The organism is Haloarchaeobius sp. HME9146 (genome assembly GCF_025399835.1).
In the GTDB taxonomy this organism is placed as follows: Archaea; Halobacteriota; Halobacteria; order Halobacteriales; family Natrialbaceae; genus Haloarchaeobius.
Genome location: NZ_JAODVR010000001.1, coordinates 3,189,040 through 3,209,183, shown reverse-complemented (window position 1 = coordinate 3,209,183; position 20,144 = coordinate 3,189,040). Strand labels below are relative to the sequence as shown.

The 20,144-nt window shown below is 65.2% G+C and carries 20 protein-coding genes; 15 read left to right on the top strand and 5 right to left on the bottom strand.

Annotation, left to right across the window (positions count from 1 at the left end; translation table 11 throughout):
• The first annotated feature begins 471 nt into the window (after positions 1 to 471).
• The 3 genes from N6C22_RS16510 to N6C22_RS16500 all read left to right on the top strand — a co-directional run bounded on the left by N6C22_RS16510 (position 472) and on the right by N6C22_RS16500 (position 4,128).
• Complete coding sequence (locus N6C22_RS16510) at positions 472 to 1,587, top strand: glutamate-cysteine ligase family protein (protein ID WP_261652223.1); 1,116 nt, start codon at positions 472 to 474, stop codon at positions 1,585 to 1,587.
• Between the two features lie 101 nt (positions 1,588 to 1,688).
• A complete protein-coding gene (locus N6C22_RS16505; RefSeq protein WP_261652222.1) occupies positions 1,689 to 2,534 on the top strand; it encodes a fructosamine kinase family protein in 846 nt (281 codons plus the stop codon).
• Between the two features lie 52 nt (positions 2,535 to 2,586).
• Positions 2,587 to 4,128, top strand: coding sequence for a hypothetical protein (locus N6C22_RS16500; protein WP_261652221.1), 1,542 nt, complete (start codon positions 2,587 to 2,589; stop codon positions 4,126 to 4,128).
• 56 nt (positions 4,129 to 4,184) lie between these two features.
• On the opposite strand, the gene N6C22_RS16495 is transcribed toward N6C22_RS16500, so the two are convergent.
• Both N6C22_RS16495 and N6C22_RS16490 read right to left on the bottom strand, forming a co-directional pair.
• Complete coding sequence (locus tag N6C22_RS16495) at positions 4,185 to 4,550, bottom strand: rhodanese-like domain-containing protein (protein WP_261652220.1); 366 nt, start codon at positions 4,548 to 4,550, stop codon at positions 4,185 to 4,187.
• Between the two features lie 77 nt (positions 4,551 to 4,627).
• Positions 4,628 to 5,071 carry a CBS domain-containing protein gene (locus N6C22_RS16490; protein ID WP_261652219.1) on the bottom strand — a complete coding sequence of 148 codons (444 nt, stop codon included), beginning with the start codon at positions 5,069 to 5,071 and terminating at the stop codon, positions 4,628 to 4,630.
• A gap of 371 nt (positions 5,072 to 5,442) precedes the next feature.
• Here N6C22_RS16490 and N6C22_RS16485 point away from each other — a divergent pair, with 371 nt between their 5' ends.
• The 5 genes from N6C22_RS16485 to N6C22_RS16465 all read left to right on the top strand — a co-directional run bounded on the left by N6C22_RS16485 (position 5,443) and on the right by N6C22_RS16465 (position 8,667).
• On the top strand, positions 5,443 to 5,640 hold the full coding sequence (locus tag N6C22_RS16485; protein ID WP_261652218.1) for a cold-shock protein: 198 nt from the start codon (positions 5,443 to 5,445) through the stop codon (positions 5,638 to 5,640).
• 388 nt (positions 5,641 to 6,028) lie between these two features.
• Positions 6,029 to 6,223, top strand: coding sequence for a cold-shock protein (locus N6C22_RS16480; protein ID WP_261652217.1), 195 nt, complete (start codon positions 6,029 to 6,031; stop codon positions 6,221 to 6,223).
• 408 nt (positions 6,224 to 6,631) lie between these two features.
• Complete coding sequence (locus N6C22_RS16475) at positions 6,632 to 7,474, top strand: winged helix-turn-helix domain-containing protein (RefSeq protein WP_261652216.1); 843 nt, start codon at positions 6,632 to 6,634, stop codon at positions 7,472 to 7,474.
• A gap of 25 nt (positions 7,475 to 7,499) precedes the next feature.
• Complete coding sequence (locus N6C22_RS16470) at positions 7,500 to 8,420, top strand: EamA family transporter (protein ID WP_261652215.1); 921 nt, start codon at positions 7,500 to 7,502, stop codon at positions 8,418 to 8,420.
• A gap of 1 nt (position 8,421) precedes the next feature.
• Positions 8,422 to 8,667: a hypothetical protein gene (locus N6C22_RS16465; RefSeq protein WP_369684449.1), complete on the top strand. Its 246-nt coding sequence runs from the start codon at positions 8,422 to 8,424 to the stop codon at positions 8,665 to 8,667.
• A 13-nt stretch (positions 8,668 to 8,680) separates the two neighbouring features.
• Here the strand turns inward: N6C22_RS16465 and N6C22_RS16460 are convergent, their stop codons facing one another.
• Complete coding sequence (locus N6C22_RS16460; protein ID WP_261652213.1) at positions 8,681 to 9,682, bottom strand: NAD-dependent epimerase/dehydratase family protein; 1,002 nt, start codon at positions 9,680 to 9,682, stop codon at positions 8,681 to 8,683.
• Positions 9,683 to 9,780: 98 nt separating this feature from the next.
• Here N6C22_RS16460 and N6C22_RS16455 point away from each other — a divergent pair, with 98 nt between their 5' ends.
• A complete protein-coding gene (locus N6C22_RS16455; RefSeq protein ID WP_261652212.1) occupies positions 9,781 to 10,545 on the top strand; it encodes a cupin domain-containing protein in 765 nt (254 codons plus the stop codon).
• A 134-nt stretch (positions 10,546 to 10,679) separates the two neighbouring features.
• On the opposite strand, the gene eif1A is transcribed toward N6C22_RS16455, so the two are convergent.
• The gene (eif1A, locus tag N6C22_RS16450) at positions 10,680 to 10,967 is read right to left on the bottom strand and encodes a translation initiation factor eIF-1A (protein ID WP_261652211.1); all 288 of its coding nucleotides are present in this window, start codon (positions 10,965 to 10,967) and stop codon (positions 10,680 to 10,682) included.
• A 263-nt stretch (positions 10,968 to 11,230) separates the two neighbouring features.
• Between eif1A and N6C22_RS16445 the strand changes: the two genes are divergently transcribed.
• From N6C22_RS16445 to N6C22_RS16420, 6 genes are all read left to right on the top strand, one after another.
• Entirely contained in the window at positions 11,231 to 11,497 is a 267-nt protein-coding gene (locus N6C22_RS16445) for a hypothetical protein (RefSeq protein ID WP_261652210.1), read from the top strand.
• An 86-nt stretch (positions 11,498 to 11,583) separates the two neighbouring features.
• The gene (locus N6C22_RS16440; RefSeq protein ID WP_261652209.1) at positions 11,584 to 14,748 is read left to right on the top strand and encodes a PAS domain-containing protein; all 3,165 of its coding nucleotides are present in this window, start codon (positions 11,584 to 11,586) and stop codon (positions 14,746 to 14,748) included.
• A gap of 64 nt (positions 14,749 to 14,812) precedes the next feature.
• The gene (locus N6C22_RS16435; RefSeq protein ID WP_261652208.1) at positions 14,813 to 15,658 is read left to right on the top strand and encodes an ion transporter; all 846 of its coding nucleotides are present in this window, start codon (positions 14,813 to 14,815) and stop codon (positions 15,656 to 15,658) included.
• Between the two features lie 90 nt (positions 15,659 to 15,748).
• On the top strand, positions 15,749 to 16,894 hold the full coding sequence (locus tag N6C22_RS16430) for an AI-2E family transporter (RefSeq protein ID WP_261652207.1): 1,146 nt from the start codon (positions 15,749 to 15,751) through the stop codon (positions 16,892 to 16,894).
• A gap of 130 nt (positions 16,895 to 17,024) precedes the next feature.
• A complete protein-coding gene (locus N6C22_RS16425; RefSeq protein ID WP_261652206.1) occupies positions 17,025 to 17,684 on the top strand; it encodes a helix-hairpin-helix domain-containing protein in 660 nt (219 codons plus the stop codon).
• A gap of 334 nt (positions 17,685 to 18,018) precedes the next feature.
• Positions 18,019 to 18,321: an antibiotic biosynthesis monooxygenase gene (locus N6C22_RS16420; protein ID WP_261652205.1), complete on the top strand. Its 303-nt coding sequence runs from the start codon at positions 18,019 to 18,021 to the stop codon at positions 18,319 to 18,321.
• A gap of 8 nt (positions 18,322 to 18,329) precedes the next feature.
• Here N6C22_RS16420 and N6C22_RS16415 read toward each other — a convergent pair whose 3' ends face one another.
• The gene (locus N6C22_RS16415; protein WP_261652204.1) at positions 18,330 to 20,096 is read right to left on the bottom strand and encodes a hypothetical protein; all 1,767 of its coding nucleotides are present in this window, start codon (positions 20,094 to 20,096) and stop codon (positions 18,330 to 18,332) included.
• Between the last annotated feature and the right edge of the window lie 48 nt (positions 20,097 to 20,144).

The window sequence follows — 20,144 nt, the reverse complement described above, 5'->3', positions numbered from 1 at the left end:
GCACCGCTCCGAACCGGGGTGGCTCCTGGTGGTGACGAGCCCTATGAGTGCCGAGGCCGCCATAATTCTGGGAAATCAATGTCTCCGGGGGTATCTCGTTGTGGCCACAGTAGCGGTGGGTCCCGGGCTGGATGAGAAGTATCGGAACGAACATTCTTCCTGCCGCCGCGACAATCGACCAGACCGCTCCAGTACCGCGATTCTACCGGCTACACCGGGCGTCGCCTACCGAAGTGAGCAGTAGAAAAACGACGTTTGTTCTGATTTTGGCCCAAAAACTCTTCATAAAATAGCTAAACTCGTAGAAGCTGGTGGGTATGTAAGGTATTTGGTTGCAGTCGGCGGAAGGTATTTAGTTCGAGACGGTAGTTACTACACGAGACTATGACAAAGATTGGCATACGTGGGGCGATTGGGTGTCTGCACGCTGGGCCGCACAAGGAGGTTCGGCCGACCTGACGGCCGTTTACCGTGGCAGCACACACTACACAGCCGATTCGGCGGAGCATCGAGGTCGAGTACTGGGTCATCGACGAACAGGGAGAACTGGTCGAACCGGGCGAACTGGTGTCGGCATCGGGCAGGGCCGAACGGGAGTTCGTCCGTCCGTTGCTGGAGGTCAAGACGACGCCCTGCGAGACGACGAGCCAACTACGCGACGAACTGTTCGACCAGCTCGAAGCGGTACTCGACCGGGCCGAGGAGTCGGGGAAGCGGCTCGTCCCGCTGGCGACGCCGATGGCCGGGTCCGAGGTCGACGAGATACCCAGCGAACGCACGCGAATCCAGAACGAGGTGATCGGCGAGGACTTCGGGTACGTCCGCCACTGTGCCGGGACGCACGTCCACGTCGAACAGCAGCCCGGTCACGAGGTCGACCAGTGGAACGCGTTCGTCGCCCTCGACCCGGCGCTGGCGCTGGTCAACTCCTCGCCGTACTACCGGGGGGAGCGGTTGGCAGCTGGCGCGCGGTCGAAACTGTACCGGCGGAGAGCGTACGACGGTATGCCCCATCAGGGACGGCTGTGGTCGTACATCGACGACAAAGCGGAGTGGACGCGCCGCCTGGAGCGTCGCTACGAGGACTTCGTCACGGCCACGCTGGACGCGGACGTCGACCGGGCGACGGTCGAGGCGAACTTCGACCCGGAGAGCGCGGTCTGGACTCCGGTCCAGTTCCGTGAGCGGTTCGGGACCGTCGAATGGCGTTCGGCGGACGCGGCACTGCCGGGCCAGGTCCTTCGGCTGGCCGACCAGCTTGCCGACGTGGCTGCCAGTGTCCGCGACGGCGAGGTGCGTATCGAGGGCGAGATTGGTCGCCGGACCGAGGAAGGTCTCGTCCTCCCGTCGTTCGACACCGTCCTCGAGTACGTCGACGCCGCCATCGAGGACGGGCTCGACTCCGAGCAGGTCCGTGGCTACCTCGAACGGATGGGATTCGACGTCGCGGCGTACGATCCGCTCACCGAGCACGTCGACGACGGGCCGACGATATCGGCCGAGGCGGCCCGAGACCGACGGCTGGAGTATGCCGACGTGCTCGAACGGGCGGTTCGCAGCCGTTCGATAGATGTCAACCGACTATAACTGGTAGTTGGCTCCCCTCCACAGGACGTCCGCTGGGACACGGTCGGGTGGACAGAGGAATCCCCGAGAAACTATCTGACTCCCCCGACAGCGTGTTGCTAATGGACGAGTCGACCACTACAGCTGTCGCCGACTGGGCTGGCTGCCCCGTCCAAACAGTCACCGAACTCGATGGCGGGCTGGTCGGGACCGTCTACCGGGTCGACCTCGCCGACGACCGTCGCGTCGTCGTCAAGACCGCCCGGACCGACCTGCGGACGGAAGCGAAGATGCTCGCCCACCTGCGCTCGGAGGGCGGTCTCCGGGTCCCCGAGGTCTACCACGTCACCCCCGACCTGCTGGTGCTGGAGTTCGTCATGGGTGACTCGACGATTACACCCACTGTCGAGCGCGACCTGGCCGACCGACTGGCCGCCCTTCACGGCACCCAACGCGACCAGTTCGGCTTCCCCTTCGACACCCTTACGGGAAAATACCGCCAGCCCAACCCCTGGACGGCCGACTGGGCGACGTTCTTCGGCGACGAACGACTCCGGCACGCGACTCGCCGTGCTCGGGAGGAGGATGTGCTGCCGGCCGACCTCGGCGAGCGACTCACCAGTCTCGCCGCGGATCTTCCCGGGCTGCTGGACCACGACCCCACCCAGTCGCTCATCCACGGCGACGTCTGGTCGGCGAACCTGCTGACCGACGGTGAGTCGGTTCGGGCCTTCCTCGACCCGGCGTGTTACTACGCCGACCCCGAGGTCGAACTGGCCTACGCCGAGTGGACCGAGGTGGCCGGCGACGCCTTCTTCGAGCGCTACCGCGAGGTGGCTGGCGTCGATTCGGGCTACGACGAGCGAAAACACGTCTACCGGCTCTACCCGTTGCTGACGCACGTTCGGCACTTCGGCGAGGAATACCTGGACCCCCTCGAAGCGACGCTCGAAACGCTTGGATACTGACCGAACGCACAGATACGGTTATGTCTGCGAGTCTCCTAATTCAACTGATAAGATGGGTGTTACCAGTCGACGACCCGGGAGGGAGGGGACGATTCGCAGGCGGGAACTACTGGCCGCGGCTGGCGCCATGGGGATGGCGAGTCTGGGTGGGTGTATCCAGGATATACGGGGTCGGCTCGGGGACGAGGTAGCTGGGAGAGTTGTCTCGGGTACAGCGGCGAGCCCGTCGTTCTTCTACGCCGGCGGCGAGAACCGGACCGGTGAGCGCCAGCAGGTGGAGACGGACTACACGATGGAGTACGTCCCCATCGTCGCCAGGGGCGAGTTCGAAGGCGTCTCCAGGACGGTCGACCTCGACGGCATCTACACGGACTCGAAGGCGGCAGCACAGGACTACAACAGCAGCCGGTCGAACAAACCGCGAACCGAGATCGCCTTCGACGACGAGACTGACGAGGACGATATCGGCCGTCTCCTCGAGTACCTCGCCGCCGAGCCAACGGTCTCCCAGCGGTTCGTCGTCGTGGTGCCGGACGCGAGTGTGGCCGGCCGCGAAGAGTCACTCGCGAACGTGCTCACGCCCAAAATACTGCTCGACCAGCTCTCCGCCGAGCCGACCCGTCTCGCCAACGATGAGGGGATGTTCGTGTGGGGGCGGGCGAAACAGGGGGCCGACGACCGTCTGGAGTGCTATCGCGTCGATTCCGGCGACGCCGCCGGGACAGATGGTGACAAGATGGCCTGTCGGGCAGCACACCTCAGCGTCGATACCGACGGCAGCAACCGGGGGGTCGCCGTCGAACGAATGGGAGGGGCAGTCGTCGTCTCCACCGTCCCCCGCGACGAGGGTGCGCCATCGTGGCGGTTCGTCTCTGACTCGGGCGACGACGACAGCGACGACGATGGCCTCTCCACAGTCCCGTCGAACTGGGGCGGGGAGACGAGCGTCGATGGGGCCGCGGTGAGTCCCTGTCTCGTCGGGGCGGTCACGGTCCAGCCGCCGGGGTGCCCCTGCCCGATGCCGGCGCTGTTCAACGCCTGGCGGCTCCGTCACGGGGGCCAGTTGCTCTACGTCGGTGGCTGGCTCGTCGACGACGGGGCACTCTACGAGAACAGCGCGACGATGCTGGTCGCCGAGGGTCCGAACGACATCGTCGGCATCGAACACGGTGACGACGCCGCGGCGATGCGAAAAGCAGCGGAGTCAGGGTTCACTCGCAAGCGAGGCCGCTTCGGGTCCGTCTGCTACGACGGCGCGCTCGACCGCGAATCGCTCGCCTACCTGCCGCCGGACTTCCACGACGGCGAGGGCCCACAGCGACTCGCCTCCATCAGCAAACGCTCGGCCCGTACCGGCCGGACACGAGAGGAGCCCGAGGGGAGCGACGACGGGCAGCAAGGCCCCACGGAAGCCCGGGTCCCACTCGTCGATGGTGCGGGCGAGGGGATGGCCATGCAGTGCCTGATCGGCGCACTCGACTGCCCCCTCGTGCAGGTCGACGCGGCAGAACCCTGCCACAACGGCTGCTGTTGCCCATCGAAAGACTGTGCCTGTAACTGGATCCCGGCGATGAACGGCCAGTTACCGCGGTAAGCGAGGACGGGCGCGCCATCGGGAGTACCGGGGGCAGCCTCCTCTGGCAGGCACGCTCAGAACAGCCGCCAGAGCAGCGACCGAAGCCGGTATCCCACCGTCCCGTTCTGGTAGCCTCGCCAGCCACTCATCCCACCAGCGAGCGTGGTCACCTCGTACCCCTCGTCGTCGAGGATGCGGGTCGCCTCCTTCGCGATGACGCCCATCTTGCAGACGGTCACGACCTGGCGGTCCCGGGGGACCTCGTCGAGGCGCTGTCGGAGCGCGTCCTCGTCGCCCGAGCGCAGGTCGTCGTACACGGGGAGGTTGTAGCTCCCGTCGATGTTCTCGGTCTGGTAGGCCTCGCGTGGGCGGATGTCGAGGAGGAAGGGCTGCTGACCGTCGAGCCGGGCGTCGAGTTCGTCCGGGCGGAGCTTGCTCATCACGCCCGCTTGTACACCGAATCGGTAAAACGTACTGACCGGCGTTCGTCCGAGCGCTCGGGAAGCCGGTAGCTGTCTCAGTCCCCGGCGGCCAGCTCGTGCCCGTCGACCGTCGCGACGGGAACCGTCGCCTCGCGCGTCTCGAAGTCCAGCGTCCGGCGCGAGAGGTACGGCGCGAGGGTCTTGGCCGAGAGCAGCCCGCAGTACGCCTCGTCGACGACCGGGAGGTGCTCGACGCCGGTGGCCCGCATCGTGTCGGCGGCGTCGTGCAGGGTCGCGTCGGGAGAGATGGTGACCGGCATCGACATGACGGATTCGACCGTCTTGCGTTCGTCCGTGGTGGCGACCATCGCGACGATATCGGACTCGGTGACCGTCCCGACGACCGTATCGTCCTCGATGACCGTGAGAGCGGGCACCGACGGGCAGCGAAGGCGCTCGGCGGCGTCGCCGACCGGCGTCTCGGGCGTGACGGTATCGAGCGAGTGGAGTCTGAGGGTATCGACCGTGGTTGCGATCATGGTTGTCGTATGCTAGCCCAACACACTATTTAGTGTCTGTGGACATACGTGGTTTAGGTCCTAGAACAGTTGCTATTATTTTCCTCAAAACTCTACTTTCTCTACACAGAAATAGCGAAATATCGGGGAATACGCTCCGAATGTCTAATCATATCTGGTCCCGATCGTCGAACCCCCGGCGCTGGGAATTGTGGATACCACAGAGTCAGTCGCTGGTTCCGACTGCACGGTCACTATTTTCCGGAGGAGCCGACTGTGTATGGTCGAATGTCCGTTGCAACAGCGTAGCGCGAGATATTTGTTTTCTAAATCGCTGATTTTACGGACAGATGACAACCCTTAACCGTGTCCTCCAACTGGGTCTATTCGCAATGGTAAACGGCAACGTTGATTTCTTCAACGACACAGGCGGCTACGGTTTCATCGCGACTGAGGACTCTGACGAGGACGTTTTCTTCCACATGGAGGACGTCGGCGGCGAGGACCTGACCGAAGGCACCGAGATCGAATTCGACATCGAGGACGCTCCCAAGGGTCCCCGCGCGAAGAACGTCGTTCGCACTAACTAACGCGATTTTACCGCACGGTCGCCCCACGGCGACGTAGCGTTACATCGTTTCTCTCCGAGAACCACCCCACCGAGAGCGTTCTCTGTCGTGACCGAATCAGGGAACCACGGAGCGGTCGCGCTGGGCGAGCTGTTGGTCTCGTCGGTGTTTCAGGACCTGCAGAACGGTGGTACCGGGGCAGTCGACGAACTGTCCCGGTCGGGAACTGTGGATTCGTCGGAAGTCGCCGCAGGTTCTGCCGAATCGGGCACCACCTCGACCTAGAATCCGATGTCTGTGTACGGATGGCCAATACAGAACTGGATTCGGGAATACATGTCTGCGAAAAACGGGTTTCTACGGACGAATGCCAACCCTTAACCGTGTCCTCCAACTGGGTTCATTCGCAATGGCAAACGGTAAGGTTGATTTCTTCAACGACACAGGCGGCTACGGTTTCATCGCGACTGAGGATGCTGACGAGGACGTTTTCTTCCACATGGAGGACGTTGGCGGTGAGGACCTCACGGAAGGTACCGAGATCGAATTCGACATCGAGGACGCTCCCAAGGGTCCCCGCGCGAAGAACGTCGTTCGCGTATAAATCGGATTTCTAACTAGTCGCCACCGGGGCGACAGAGCGTACCAACGCTTCTACCGAAACGTCACATAGTCGAGAGCGACTGCGTCACGTCGGTCGTCACTCGCGAGAGAACGCAATGGAGAGAAGACTGTTGTGAACGAACGTCACGGGCAGTGACGCTCGTTATCGTCGGGCGTCGCCGGCGTCACAGAATGTACCTTTCTACGACCTGAGCCGGTAGACACCTTCCCCCCAGACGACATCTATGTTTCCCACGCCCAAATAGTTTATTTTTCGTGACATGAGTCTGCGGTCGGATGGTGGGAGCGTCCAGCCGGAGCGGGAACGTCGCAAGGATTGAAACCAGTTGCAAACTGTGGGAACAACCGACGTGGTTATACCAACTGGCCGGTAACATTGGTTCCAGAGATGGGCAAGGTGGGTGATTCGGAACTGTTGCAGCACTTGCTCGACAAGCACTCGCTCCTGCGAGCCATCGCCGACGAACCGGCCGCGGACCTCTCCACGCTGACCGCGAAGACGGAATACTCGAAGTCTACCGTCAACCGGACACTCAACGAGCTGGACGACCACGGCGTCCTCCAGACCGACGACAGCGAGAAGCCCCACACCTACTCGCTGACCTTCTTCGGGCGGCAGCTGCTGTCCTGGGCCGAGGAGGGGCACGCACACCAGCGGTACCGGTCGCTCTACGACGCGATTCCGGCCGACGCGACGCTTCCCTCGTTCGTCCTCACCGAAGGGTCGGTCGAGGTCGCGACGGACAGCACCATCGCGAGACATCAGGTGTTCGACCAGATACTCGAGTTCGTCTCCCGCGTCGACCGCTTCCACGTCGTCGTTCCGAACCTCACCCGTGACGGGACGTTCCTGCACTTCGCCACCGAGGTCATCGAGAACGACCTCTCGGTCGAACTGGTGGTCCCCGACCAGTTCTTCGAGTTCCTCTGGGAGCGGTTCGGTGACGAGATGGGCATCATGTTCCGCGAGCGGGACATCACGGCCTACTCGCTTCCGACCGACGATATCCCGTACGGGTTCGGGGTGGGATACATCGAGGACGAGGACGGAAATATCGTCGACTCGGAGGCCGCGGTCGTCTGTTACGACGAGCAGTACCACAACGCCAACGGGACGGTCGTCACGAAATCGCCACAGGCCGTGGCGTGGGCGGAGGCCCGGTACGACCGATACAGAGATCGGGCCACCGAGCGGACCGGGGATCTCCTCGCGGAGAATCGAGACGCATAACCCGCTGGCGTCGTAGAACGAACCAGTGCGCAATCGCTTCGCCGTCATCGGTCTGTTCGGGCTGCTCGCGACGCTCTGGGGACTCTCCTTCCCGGCCATCAGCGTCGGCCTGGAGACGCTCGACCCGATACTGTTCGCGTCGTTCCGGTACGACATCGCGGCCGTGTTGCTCGTCGGCTACGGCGTCGTCCGGACCGCCGAGTGGTATCCCACGGCCAGGAACGACCTCGCGGCCGTCCTCGCAGGCGGGGTCTTCCTCGTCGCGGGGAACGCCCTGCTGTTCCTCGGGCAGAAGACCGTCCCGTCGGGGGTGGCCGCGGTCATGCAGAGTCTGGTCCCCATCGCGACGACGCTGTGGGCGCTCGGCATCCTTCCGGAGGAGCGAGTTTCCACGGTGGGTGCGGTCGGCATCCTGCTCGGGTTCCTCGGCGTCGGCCTCATCGTCCGGCCCGACCCGGGCAACCTGTTCGCGGGCGGAACCCTGGGCCGGCTCCTCATCCTCGGGCAGGTCGCCTCGGTCTCGCTGGGTGGTGTCCTCGTCCAGCGCTCGCGGCCGACGCTCGACCGCGCGGCGCTCTCGGGCTGGTCGATGGCCGTCGGCGGCGTCATCCTGCACCTCACGAGCGTCGCGGTGGGCGAACCGTTCGCGATTCCCGCCGCCCCGAAGCCGGTCGCGGCCGTCCTCTACCTGGGCGTGTTCGCGACGGCACTCGCCTTCTTCATCTACTACTCGCTGCTGGAGGTCCGTGGCGCGCTGGAGACGAGCCTCGTCGCCTACCTGGTCCCGGTGGTCGCCACCATCGCGGGCGTGTTCATCCTGAACGAGCAGATCACGCCGTTGACCATCGCCGGGTTCTTCGTCGTCTTCCTCGGCTTCGTCCTGCTCAAGCGCCGCGCGCTCGCGGAACTCGTCGTCGAGTCCCGCCAGCCATCGATGGGTGATTGACGTGGCCCACGACCGCATCCACGCGCGGGAGCCGACCCACGACATCGAGCGCTGGCGGGCGGGCACCATCGACCGCATCGAGGAACGCGACGGGCACTGTGTGGTCACGGTGACGGCGGACGATGGCGAGCAGGTCGAACTCGTGGTGACGCTCGCGATCCGGGACCTGTTCACCAGCCGGCTCGACCTCGCGCCCGAGGAGTCACCCGTCGGCTCGCAGGTGTGGTTCCGCAAGAAGGGCGGCTGATACCCGGGGCGGCTCACTCCATCGCGGAGACGAATCCGTCGGTGGCGTCGCGCCACGCTCGAATCAACCGGTCGTCGTTCTCGCTGTCCCAGGCCTCGATTTCCTCGTGCTCGTCCAGCCAGGCGACGGTCCGCCGGACGCCTTCCTCGAAGGAGACAGTGTACTCGAAATCGAGGTCTCGGCGGGCCTTCGAATTGTCGAACACCGTGCTGTACTGGAAGTGGTCGCGGAGCATCCCCGTCCGGTCGGGGGTGACCTCGCTGAGTACGTCGGTCGGGATGTGGACCAGCTCGGGGTCGGGCGCGTCGAGCGCCCGGGCCACCGTCTCGTGGTACTGGTTCCACGTCATCACCTCCTCGCTGGTGACGTGGTAGGTCTCGCCGTAGGCGGTCTCGTTCCCGACCGCGTTGACGAACGCTCGCGCCACGTCGTCGCGGTGGCACGGCCCCCAGAGCGAGGTCCCGTCGCCGTGGACGACGATGGGTTTCCCCTGCCGGATTCGGTCGATGTAGTACGTTCCAAGTCCCAGTGTGTGGAGGACCGGCCCGCCCTCGCCGTAGGTGCTCCACGGGCGGATAATCGTCGCCGCGAAGGCGTCTCCGTGGGCGTCGCGGAACACGTCCTCGGCGGCGGCCTTGTTCCGGCCGTACTCGCTGACGCCGGGATCGCGGGCCGCGTCTTCGGTACTCGGGACGCTGGCGGTCGGGCGGTGGTACACGTCGACGGTCGAGCAGAACACGTACTGGGTTACGCCCGCGAAGGCGTCGACGGCCTCGCGGGCCTGTTCGGGGGTGAAACACACCATGTCGATGACGCAGTCGGGAGCGACCGCCTCGGCGACCGCGGCCAGTCGGTCGCTGTCGTTCCGGTCGCAGGTGACGTGTGTGACGGCGTCCGGGAGGTCGGCGTCGGTCTCGCCGCGCGTCGCGATTGTCACGTCGTGGGTTGTCTCGACCAGCTGGCGGGTGATGGCCGTGCTGATGAGGCCGGTTCCACCGATGATGAGGACGTCCATACGGGCATCCCGGACGCGAGCACGATAGGCCTACTGCGTCTTCTCACGTCGCCGCCGCACTCGTTACGCCTGCTGGGCGCGTCTGTCAGTACGAGACCATGCAGTTCGAACAGGCCGTTTCGGTCGTCCAGCTGGCCGACCTCGCCGACGGCCAGCACCCGGATTCCGAGAGAACCGTCACGACGATATTCGACACCGACGGCGTCACCCTGGCACGCACGACGCTCGCCCCACGGGCGACGACCGGCTGGCATACCCACGGCGACCGTGACGCCTACGGCTACGTCCTCGACGGTCGGGTGGAACTCGCGTTCGGTCCCGACGGTGGCGAGACGATGGCCGCAACCGACGGCGATTTTCTCCACCTCCCAGCCGGTCTCGTCCACCGGACGACGAACCCGGGTGATTCCGAACTCGTGGTACTGGTCGCGTTCATCGGGTCCGGACCGACCAGGGTACCCGTGGACGGGCCACGCGCCGCCGACTCGACCCACCAGCCCCGCGTCGCCGGTGCGGACGACCTCGTCCCGGCTGCGCCCCTGAAGAACCTGACACGCCTGATGCCGTTCCCCGAGGCCGACGTCCAGCAGGTCCGGGGCCACGCTGCCGGGCGAATCGAGTCGGACTGGCACCACCACGGCGACAACGACGTGTTCGGGTACGTCATCGCAGGTGAGGGCTACGTCGAGTATGGGACCGGGCCGGACGAGCGGGCGCTCGCGCGGGCCGGCGAGTGCTTCCACATCCCGGCGGGCCTCGTCCACCGCGACGTGAATCCCAGCGACGCCGAGCAGGACTACGTGCTCTGGCTCACCGGTTCGGAGCCTCGCGTGGTCCACGTCGACGAACCGACGGCGAACTGAACTGGCGAGCTGGCCGCTCGGGAGCGACTGAACTATCGTCGAGAGAGAGAGCGTCGTGACTACCCGTGCCAGCCTATGCTCGGGCTGTGACGGACCTGCCCGCAGACTGTCGCCTGCCGGTCAGCGATATAGAATTACTGGATGTGGCCTTCGCGACGGAGCTGGTCGGCGTCCTGGCCAGTGTAACGCCATTCGATGTTCGCCTTCTCGTCCTGCCACGACCACGGTTCGACGAGCACGACGTCGCCCTCGTTGATCCACGTGCGGTACTTCATTCGGCCGGGGATTCGGCCCATCCGGCTGACACCGTCCTCGCACTGGACGCGGACGTGGTTGCCGCCGTTGTGTTCTGTTACGACTCCGAAAAGCTCGTCTTTGTTGGGCATGCGGAGATTCCGCCGCTCCTGTGTTTCTTCGCTCACACGTAGTATATGTAGAGAGCACGTTTAAATCATGGGAGGGCCAGTGGTATCGCGGCACATGGTGTCCAGGGGATGGCTGAAGCGGCGGCAACGTCGCCCGCTTCTGCCGAACCGGGGCCGACTCCGACACCGACGACGAGTTGAACATGAACATTTATTATAGATGCGGTCTGAGTGGTGAGTACATGATGCTCGTACGGGTACACCGCTGACTTCATTCTCCGACCCAGCCCAGCCTGCCGACCACACGACACCCATCCCGTATGAGAACAGACACACCCGCTGCCACACAGCAGTACCGACCCACGACAGACCCGACCAGCATCGACACCACCACCACGACCGACGAGGCGGCAGAGACCGCCACACGCGAGACACCGTTCGACACGGAAGAACCTGACAGCGCCGACCCGACCGAGGACGCCGCGAGCTGGGTCGCGCGCTGCCAGCGCTCCTTCGATTCGACGGCGACAGACCGGCTTACGAACACTGCCGACGACGCGAACCAGGCGATGCCGTCGGGTAAGTGACGGGTCTGGCCGCCCGCGACTGCTGATATATCTGGCCACGACGAGCGCACTCGCTATGTGCTGTGAGTCCCTACTCTCGTACCAGTATGGGGGCCGAGACCAATTCGAGCCGAGGAATCCACGTCCTCTACGTGGACGACGACAAGTCGCTTCTCGAGGCAACACAGACGTATCTCGAAGAGCGATTCGAGGAGTTGTCGGTAGAGACGACGGCCTCGGCGGTCGACGCCCTCGACCGACTCGGCGAGGAGGAGTTCGACGTCGTCGTCTCGGACTACCAGATGCCCGAGATGGACGGTCTCGACTTCCTGAAACAGCTCCGCCAGGAGCGAGGCAACCAGATTCCGTTCGTCATCTTCACCGGGAAAGGCCGCGAGGAGGTGGCGATGGAGGCGTTGAACCTCGGCGCGAACCGCTACCTGCAGAAGGGTGGCGACCCGATGGCACAGTACGGGTTGCTCGCCCAGACCATCGAGCAGGAGGCGTACCACTGGCGCACGCGCTCGGCACTCAAGCAACGCGAGGAGGACCTTCGCATCACGCTCGACTCCATCGGTGACGGCGTCATCGCGACCGACACCGACGGCGTCATCGAGCGCATGAACGTGGTCGCCGAGGAACTGACGGGCTGGGACCGTGAGGACGCCGTCGGGAAGCCGCTGGCAGAGGTTTTCGACATCGTGGACGCCAAGACCGGTGATTCCGTCGAGAGCCCGGTCGAGCGCGTCATCGAACACGAGAGCGCGTTCGAGTTCTCCGAGGACACGAAGCTCCGCTCGCTCGACGGCACCGAGCGCTACATCGCGGACAGTGCGGCTCCCATCACGAACGAATCGGACGACGTGGTCGGGGTCGTCCTCATCTTCCGGGACATCACGAACCGGTACCTCCGGGAACAGCGCCAGGAACGCCAGCGCCAGGCCGTCATCGACCTCGCGACCGACGAGGTGCTGGTGAGCGGGAAACTGCAGTGTGCGGCGCGGCGTATCACCGAGACGGCGGCCGGGACTCTCGACGTCGACCGCTCCTCCATCTGGCTGTTCGACGACACCTTCGACACGCTGGAGTGTCTCGACCTCTACGACCGGTCCACCAGGGACCACGAGACCGGCATGCAACTCACCGTGGAGAACTACCCCAGCTACTTCGAGGCACTCGCAGGCCACCGGGCGATTCCGGCGACGGACGCGCGCGCCGACGCACGGACGGCGGAGCTGTGCGAGCCGTACCTCGAACCGCTCGGCATCACCTCGATGCTCGACGCGACCATCCGACGCGGCGGGCAGGTCGTCGGCGTGCTCTGTAACGAGACCGGCGGGCCGAAACGTGAGTGGGACGAGGACGAGATACGCTTCGCCGCCGAACTCGCCGACCAGGCAGTCATCGCGTTGCACAACCGCGACCAGCGCCACCGCAAGGAGGTCCTCGAACGGGCGAACCAGCAACTGCAGTTCCTGTTCAAGCAGTCCCCGATGGCGGTCATCGAGTGGACCCTCGACTTCGAGGTCGTGCGCTGGAACGACGCCGCCCAGGAGCTCTTCGGGTACACCCGCGAGGAGGCAATCGGTCAGCACGCCGAGTTCATCGTCCCGCACACCTCGGAAGACGCGGTCGATGCCGTGTGGGAACGCCTCGTCGACGGAGAGGAGACCGAGCACATCGTCAACCGGAACGTGACGAAAAGCGGTGCGGAGATAGACTGCGAGTGGCACAACCGGGCCATCCTCGACGAGAACGGGGAGACGGTGAGCGTCCTCTCGTTCGTCCAGGACATAACGGCACAGCGCCGACAGACGTGGCAACTGCAGGCCATCGCAGAACGGACGCAGGACGCCATCTACATCAAGGACCTCGAGGGGCGGTACGAGTTCATCAACGACGCCGGTGCGCGGTACTTCGAACTCGCACCGACGGCGGTCGTCGGCCGGACCGACAGGGAACTGTTCGACCTCGACGAGGACCTGCTGGACATCGACCGCTGGATCCTCGAACACGAGGAGCCGAGGGCCGAGGTGGAGCGACACATCATCGACGGCCGCGAACACGTCTTCGAGAGCGAGAAGTACCCCCACTACGACGACGCGGGCCGACTCGTCGGCATCATCGGCATCAGCCGGGACGTGACGGACCGCGCGGCGGTCGACGACCTGCTCGACGCGTTCCACGACACGATGACGGACGCGAGCCTCTCCTCGACGGAGCGCATCGAACTCCTCATCCAGACGCTCCACGACTCGCTCGAAGCGACCAGTGCGCAGCTCTGTCGCGTCGACCAGACCGCCGAGACGCACGAGATCGTGGTTTCGCTGGGGGACGTGAACCCGCCGCCGGTCGGCACGACGGTGCCGCTCGGAGACACGCTCTGCGAACAGGTGATTGCGGACGAACGCGTCGTCGCGACGTACGCGACAGAGCTGGCCGAATCGAACGGCGGCATCCCGTCCGCCGCGCCGTCGATCGGTTCGTACGTCGGTGCCCCCGTCTACGTAGAGGAGTCGCTGTGGGGCGTCGTCTGCTTCCTCGACGAGTCCGAGACGCCGACCGAACTCACCGAAGACCGGTGTTCGATGGTGGAGTTGCTGGCCAACTGGCTCGGGCACGAACTCGCCGAGTCGCGCTACGAGACGGAACTGGACCGTCGCGACGCCGTCGCTCACGAGCTCGCCGAACTGCTCTCCGAGCGCATCGCGGTACCGGTGCGCGACGCGCAGGCACACACCGAGGAGGCCCGTCAGCAGGAAGACCTGCCCTCGCTGGAGGCGGCCACCCAGGCGCTGGAACGGTCCGAGGCGCTCCTCGACGAGGCGCTCACGCTCGCCCTGTCGATGACGGCCAGCGAGACCGAGCGCGTCGACCTCGGCGCGCTCGCCCGCACGGTCTGGTCGGACCTCGACCAGCCAACCGACCGGCTCGTGGTCACCGACGGCTCCCTCGTCGTCGAGGCGAACCGACGCGCGGTCGAACAGCTCTTCGAGTCGCTCTTCGAGGCCGTAACCACGGGAGGGGATGGCGAGTGCGTGGTCAGCCTCTCGCACCAGGAGGAGCCTGAGGGGTTCGTCGTCGCCGTCGACTGGGAGACCGAAGACGAAGGGGCCGCCGCACACAGCGTCGCCACCCGGAGTCACCGGAGCCTCGATGGCCTGCGCGCGGTCGGTCGAATGGTGACCGCGAACGGCTGGACGATGACGCGCACGGAGGATGGAAACGGCGGGGTTCGCCTCGAGTTCGGCGACGTCGTCGTCGTCGAGTGACCGACTGTCTGGCAGGCGAACACACCCCAACGGCTACATGTTGTTGCGGCTTCCGTGTGACAGTATGGGCAACCGTGACGTGCGTCCGACCGGCGCTGGGCCGAGGGAGCTGGTCGAGTTCTACCTGCTGGACCACCGGACGCTGCTGGGCAAGGCCATCGACATCGCACTGCTGGTGTTGAACCTCGTGTTCGTCGGCATCTTCGTCCTGGAGACGTACGACATCTCGACAGAGACCCGACGGCTCATGTGGGGCATCGAGGTCGCTATCGCGGCCGTGTTCTTCGTCGAGTACGTGCTCCGACTGTACGGTGCCCCGGACCGCCTTCAGGAGGTGACCGACTTCTACACGATGGTCGACCTGCTCGCTATCCTGCCGACCGCCGCGGTATTGCTGGTCCCGGGGCTGTCGGTGTTCGCGCTGGATATCGGCTTCCTGCGGGCGTTCCGGGTCGTCCGATTCATGCGCTTTTACCGGTTCACGCGGGACGAGGAGTTCTTCTTCGGCTCCATCTCCGCCCACGAGCTACGCATCCTGAAGCTGCTGTTGACCGTTCTCACCATCTTCTTCGTCTCGGCGGGCGTGTTCTACGCCGTCGAGCACACCGCGAACCCGCAGGTCGGGAACTTCAACGACGCGTTCTACTTCACCGTCGTCACCCTGACGACCGTCGGGTTCGGCGACATCACCCCGGTCACGGGAGCGGGACGATTCGTGACCACGGCGGCCATCATCTCCGGCATCGTCCTCATCCCGTGGCAGGCGGGCCGTATCGTCCGCGAGTGGACGACCGACAAGGTCTCGGTCACCTGTGACTCCTGCGGCCTCTCGTACCACGACCCGGACGCGTCCCACTGCAAGGCCTGCGGCCACATCATCTACCAGGAGTTCGACTCGCGGCAGTCGTGAGTCCCGGCAGTGTCTGTCGGTCGCCCACACCCACCGAATCACCAGCGGACCGCCGACACCACTTATTCTGCCTGACAGAGTAGTTCCTCCATGAGTACTGCACCGGGTCAACCGAGTGACAGCGACTCGTTGCTCGCTCGAATCCACCTCGGCTGGTGGACGTTCGGTCTGTTCGTCGCCGGGTTATTGTTGTACGTCTCGTACCGGTTCCTCGGCCTCCTCTCGTTCGCGCTGTTCCTGTACTACTTCGGCAGGCCGATTCGCCGTCGCCTGGAGACACACGTCAGCGTCGACCTGGCGACGACGCTCACCGTCTTCGCCATCATGGCCCCGTTCGTCCTCATCCTGGTCGTGTTCGTGGTCGTCCTCGCCGGGCAGGTGCTCCAGTTGAGCGAGGGCGGGTTCGACTGGGTCGACGAACTCCTCGCGGAGTTCGGCTCCGTCACCGAGGTGACCTCGGTGCAGCAACTCGTCGACAGGGTCGTGACCTTCGTCGAGAGCCAGCCGCGAGGCGAACTGGTCTCCTCGACCATCGACGTGGCGACGGGGGCGGCGGGGGCGTTCACGCAGTTCTTCTTCCACGTCACGCTGCTTTTCGTCATCGTCTCGCTGCTGTTGCGCAAGGACAAAGCCATCGGTCGCTGGGTTCGCACCAACCTCGCGGACGGCGAGTCGGTCGCCTACGACTACTTCGAGAGCGTCGACAGGGAGCTCGAGAAGATATACTTCGGCCAGATGCTCACCATCTTCGCGGTCATGGTGCTCGGGTGGCTGTTCTACTCGCTGCTGAACGCGGTCGCGCCGCCGGGCGTCGCCATCCCGTTCCCACTTCTCATGGGGCTGCTCACGGGTGTCGGGTCGTTCATCCCCCTCATCGGTCGCTCCATCGTGTACGTCCCGCTCACGCTGTACGTCGGGGTGCAGGCGTTGCTCGTCGAAATCGGCTACCTCTGGTTCCCCGTCCTCGTCCTCCTCGGTGGCCTGTTCGGCCTCGACGTGGTCATCCGGTACGGGGTCAGACCGTACCTGGCGGGCCAGACCGTCAGCCCGCCCGTGATGCTGGTCGCGTACCTGCTCGGTGCGGCGATATTCGGCTGGTACGGCGTCTTCCTCGCCCCGCTGGTCCTCGTGGTGGTGCTCCGGTTCGTGACGTTGGTCTTCCCGAAGCTCGTTCACGGCGACCTCACGCCGGAGCCGGCACCGGCGGTACCGCCCGACCCCGACGAACTGGACTGACCGGAGGCCGGGCGATTCCGGTGGTGGCCTGCCCGAGACCTCCGCGGCTGCTGGCATCTCTGCGGTAGAATTCATGCCCGTTCGGCGCTTCTAGACGACGTAGCAGGGGACTCGGTCCCCGGGGAGAGCTATGAAGGCGATAACCAAGAGCGGCGTGTCGGTATCGTGTGGTAATTTCAAGGCGATCGACGAAGGCGTCGTGCTCACCGCCGACGAGAAGCGCAAACAGGTGGTCGGGTTCATCCCGTACGACGACCTGCAGTTCGTCCTCCCCGACGACGTCGCCGACCAGCTCGACGCTCACGAGGAGCCGGTCTCGACGACACACGCGCTCACCGACGACGAGGTCGCCTGGAGCGAGGGGACGGGCGAGGCCGTCGGCATCGACATCGAGCACCGCCCGACCGGGGAGTCCGAGACGGCCACGGACCGCCCCGAGATGGAGTTCGACGAACCGGCGACCGACAGGGACGACTGGTCGGAGATGACGGACGAACAACGGGCCACGGCGTTCTCCGAACTCACCGCGATACACGGTCTCGGGCCGACCTACGCCAACCGACTCCGTGGGGTCGGCATCGAGACGCTCCGGGGGCTCTCGCTGTCGACGCCGGAACACGTCGCCGAGGCTGTCGACGTCTCGAAGAGCCGGGCGAAGATCTGGGTCGAACGGGCCGGTGAACTCCTCGCCGAGACCGACACGGCGACCGAAGACGACCAGCCGATGCACGAGCAGTCTGCCGGTTCGAACGCCGTCGCCCACCGTCCCGACTCGGACACCTGGACCTGAGCGGACCCACCCTTTTCGGGAACGTGAGCCCCGCGCCGGTATCGACCATCTCCAGCCCCGGCACCGCGACCCGCGGGCAGTGCGAGCGTGTGGACTGGGGGAACATATCAGTCACAGGACAAGCTTATGCTGGCGGACCGCGCCTAGAGTGCTGATGACGCGTACTTCGTGTTCCACCTGCCGCGGAATCGTTCACCAACCGTATCTGGACCGCTGCCCCACCTGCGGGTACGTCCCGCCCCACGGCGCGGACTGACCGACCGGGGCATCGCGCCCCATCGACGGCCGCTGCCTGTCCGATATCTTATTACTGTTCTCGTGTGATTCGTCCCTCATGTTCGTCGTAGCGAACCGCATCCCGGTGGCGGAAGGACACGAAGACGACTTCGAGGCACGGTTCGAGAAGCGCGCCAAGAAGGTCGACCAGCGCGAGGGGTTCGTCCGGATGGAGGTCCTGCGCCCGGTCGAGGCCGACCGGTACGTCGTCCTGACCTACTGGGAATCGGAAGACGCGTTCGACGCGTGGACCGAGAGCGAGGACTTCCGCGAGGCACACCGAGACCGCCCGCCGAAGGAGATGTTCTCGGGCAAAAGCGAGATGGAGTCACACGAGGTCTTCATCTCGGCGGAGAAGTAGGGTCGCTGTCAGTCGAAGCTGACGGTCACGACGTGGTCGGTGCACTGGACGTACTCGATGAGCGAGCTGACGTCGGCCCCTGCCTGCAACTCGTAGCTCACGTTGGTGGTCGTGACGGTGTAGGGGAACACGGGTGACCCGATATCGCCACGCAGCGCGAGGTCGAAGTGCAGGTTCGAGTCGCTGTTCATCTCGGTGACCCGGCCGACGATGGCCCCGTAGACGGCACCGGCGTTGTTGAGGCGGATGTCTGACGGGTTGGCCTCGTCACCGGGGACGTAGATGACGCCGGTGAAGGTGCCCGCGTGGTTCAGCTCGACGACGGTTCCGGGTAGGCCGAACAGCCAGACCTGCGTGGCCCGGTTCTCGGGTGCGGTGAGGGTCGTCCCGCTGTTGAAGGTGATGGCGCTCGCGGTCGTGTAGACCGTGAATTGGTTCGAGCCGACGACCTCGATGTGGGCGTTGTTCTTGAGCGAGACGTTCCCATCGACTGCGAGGGTCACGTCGCCCCCGGTCGTGTCCACGACGAGCGTCGCGCCGGGCTTCAGCGTGAGTTCGGAGAGGTAGTACTCCCCGGTGGTCAGGGTGCAGCCACTGGCACACTGGAGCGTGGTGCCCGAGATGGCCGTGGTCGCGCCGTTGTCGTTCGTCGCCTCGATGCGGTCGACCTCGGTGTTCACCAGGTCGGTGACTGGTTCGACCAGGGGGACCGAGCCCGTGTCGCTGACGGTGCCGCCGACCGAGGCGTTGGAGACGGTGCCCGACCCGTGGGCGAGGTCTCCGGTGATGTACGAGTAGGTCCCGACGTCGACGGTCCCGCTCGCGTTGACGTTCCCCTCGACCGTGGCGTTCCCGCTGAGCGTCACGTTCCCGCCGTAGTAGATCTCACCGGTGGTCGTCCGGGTGGTCGTGTAGTTCCCGAGCGAGGAGTCGTAGCTGTCGACCGTCGACTCGTGGTTGAGGGTGAGGCTCCCGCCGTCGAACGGCGAGACGACTGCGCCCATGACGAGCGGCTTCCCCGGGATGGGTCCGGGCGGGTAGACGGTCGCGGTCGTCCGGGTGACGTTTCGCGTGTAGGTACTGAAATCGACCGTCGCGGTCTTGGCCGCGTGGTCGAACGTCACGGGACGGCCGGTGGTCTTCGCGAGGTGACGTCCCCAGGCGTCGTAGTACTCGCTCTGGACCGTGATGGCGATGCTCCCGTTCGCGATGGGGTTGGCCATCTGGTAGCCGTTCGGGTAGCTGTTCGCGCTCGGGTAGACCCGCGAGCGGTCGGTCCGGGTGGCCGTCGCGGTGGTGATACCCGTGCTGGTGGTGTCGCTCGCGATGCGGGGCAGGTGGACGTGCAGGGTCCCGTCGCGGACGTAGAGGTCGGGCGATTCGAGCATCACACTGCCCGCGCCGTCGGTCCGCCAGATACCGCCGCCCTGCATCACCAGCTCGGTGTCACCGTTCTGGTAGGCGACCTCGCCCAGTGGCAGGTCGTACAGGGTGTGGTTGTCACCCAGTCCGGTGTAGTTGTAATGCGTGATGGTCACTCGACCTGCGGTCGAGGACGCAGAATACTGACCCTCGCCTCCCCCGAGTGCGAGGACCGTCGCGTCGCTGTCGCCCACCGAGAGGTCCGTGATCTGGCTGTCCAGCTCGTGCATCGATGCCGACGCGTGGTCGACGTCGACCTCGGACTGGAAGCCGGTCAGGACGGTCTGGCCCCCGACGAGTACCGCGACGACACTCATCGAGACGACCAGCATGAGCAACACGAGCGCGAGCACGGGCGTGACAGCACGCTGGCTGTCAACAGGACGCTGCGACGTCTGAAT

What these genes read in the sequence shown, in the direction of transcription:
- N6C22_RS16505 (WP_261652222.1), top strand. Translation starts at nt 1,689, where the DNA reads ATGGACGAGTCGACCACTACAGCTGTCGCCGACTGGGCTGGCTGCCCC.
- N6C22_RS16500 (WP_261652221.1), top strand. Translation starts at nt 2,587, where the DNA reads ATGGGTGTTACCAGTCGACGACCCGGGAGGGAGGGGACGATTCGCAGG.
- N6C22_RS16495 (WP_261652220.1), bottom strand. Translation starts at nt 4,550, where the DNA reads ATGAGCAAGCTCCGCCCGGACGAACTCGACGCCCGGCTCGACGGTCAG.
- N6C22_RS16490 (WP_261652219.1), bottom strand. Translation starts at nt 5,071, where the DNA reads ATGATCGCAACCACGGTCGATACCCTCAGACTCCACTCGCTCGATACC.
- N6C22_RS16485 (WP_261652218.1), top strand. Translation starts at nt 5,443, where the DNA reads ATGGTAAACGGCAACGTTGATTTCTTCAACGACACAGGCGGCTACGGT.
- N6C22_RS16480 (WP_261652217.1), top strand. Translation starts at nt 6,029, where the DNA reads ATGGCAAACGGTAAGGTTGATTTCTTCAACGACACAGGCGGCTACGGT.
- N6C22_RS16475 (WP_261652216.1), top strand. Translation starts at nt 6,632, where the DNA reads ATGGGCAAGGTGGGTGATTCGGAACTGTTGCAGCACTTGCTCGACAAG.
- N6C22_RS16460 (WP_261652213.1), bottom strand. Translation starts at nt 9,682, where the DNA reads ATGGACGTCCTCATCATCGGTGGAACCGGCCTCATCAGCACGGCCATC.
- N6C22_RS16455 (WP_261652212.1), top strand. Translation starts at nt 9,781, where the DNA reads ATGCAGTTCGAACAGGCCGTTTCGGTCGTCCAGCTGGCCGACCTCGCC.
- N6C22_RS16445 (WP_261652210.1), top strand. Translation starts at nt 11,231, where the DNA reads ATGAGAACAGACACACCCGCTGCCACACAGCAGTACCGACCCACGACA.
- N6C22_RS16440 (WP_261652209.1), top strand. Translation starts at nt 11,584, where the DNA reads ATGGGGGCCGAGACCAATTCGAGCCGAGGAATCCACGTCCTCTACGTG.
- N6C22_RS16435 (WP_261652208.1), top strand. Translation starts at nt 14,813, where the DNA reads ATGGGCAACCGTGACGTGCGTCCGACCGGCGCTGGGCCGAGGGAGCTG.
- N6C22_RS16430 (WP_261652207.1), top strand. Translation starts at nt 15,749, where the DNA reads ATGAGTACTGCACCGGGTCAACCGAGTGACAGCGACTCGTTGCTCGCT.
- N6C22_RS16425 (WP_261652206.1), top strand. Translation starts at nt 17,025, where the DNA reads ATGAAGGCGATAACCAAGAGCGGCGTGTCGGTATCGTGTGGTAATTTC.
- N6C22_RS16420 (WP_261652205.1), top strand. Translation starts at nt 18,019, where the DNA reads ATGTTCGTCGTAGCGAACCGCATCCCGGTGGCGGAAGGACACGAAGAC.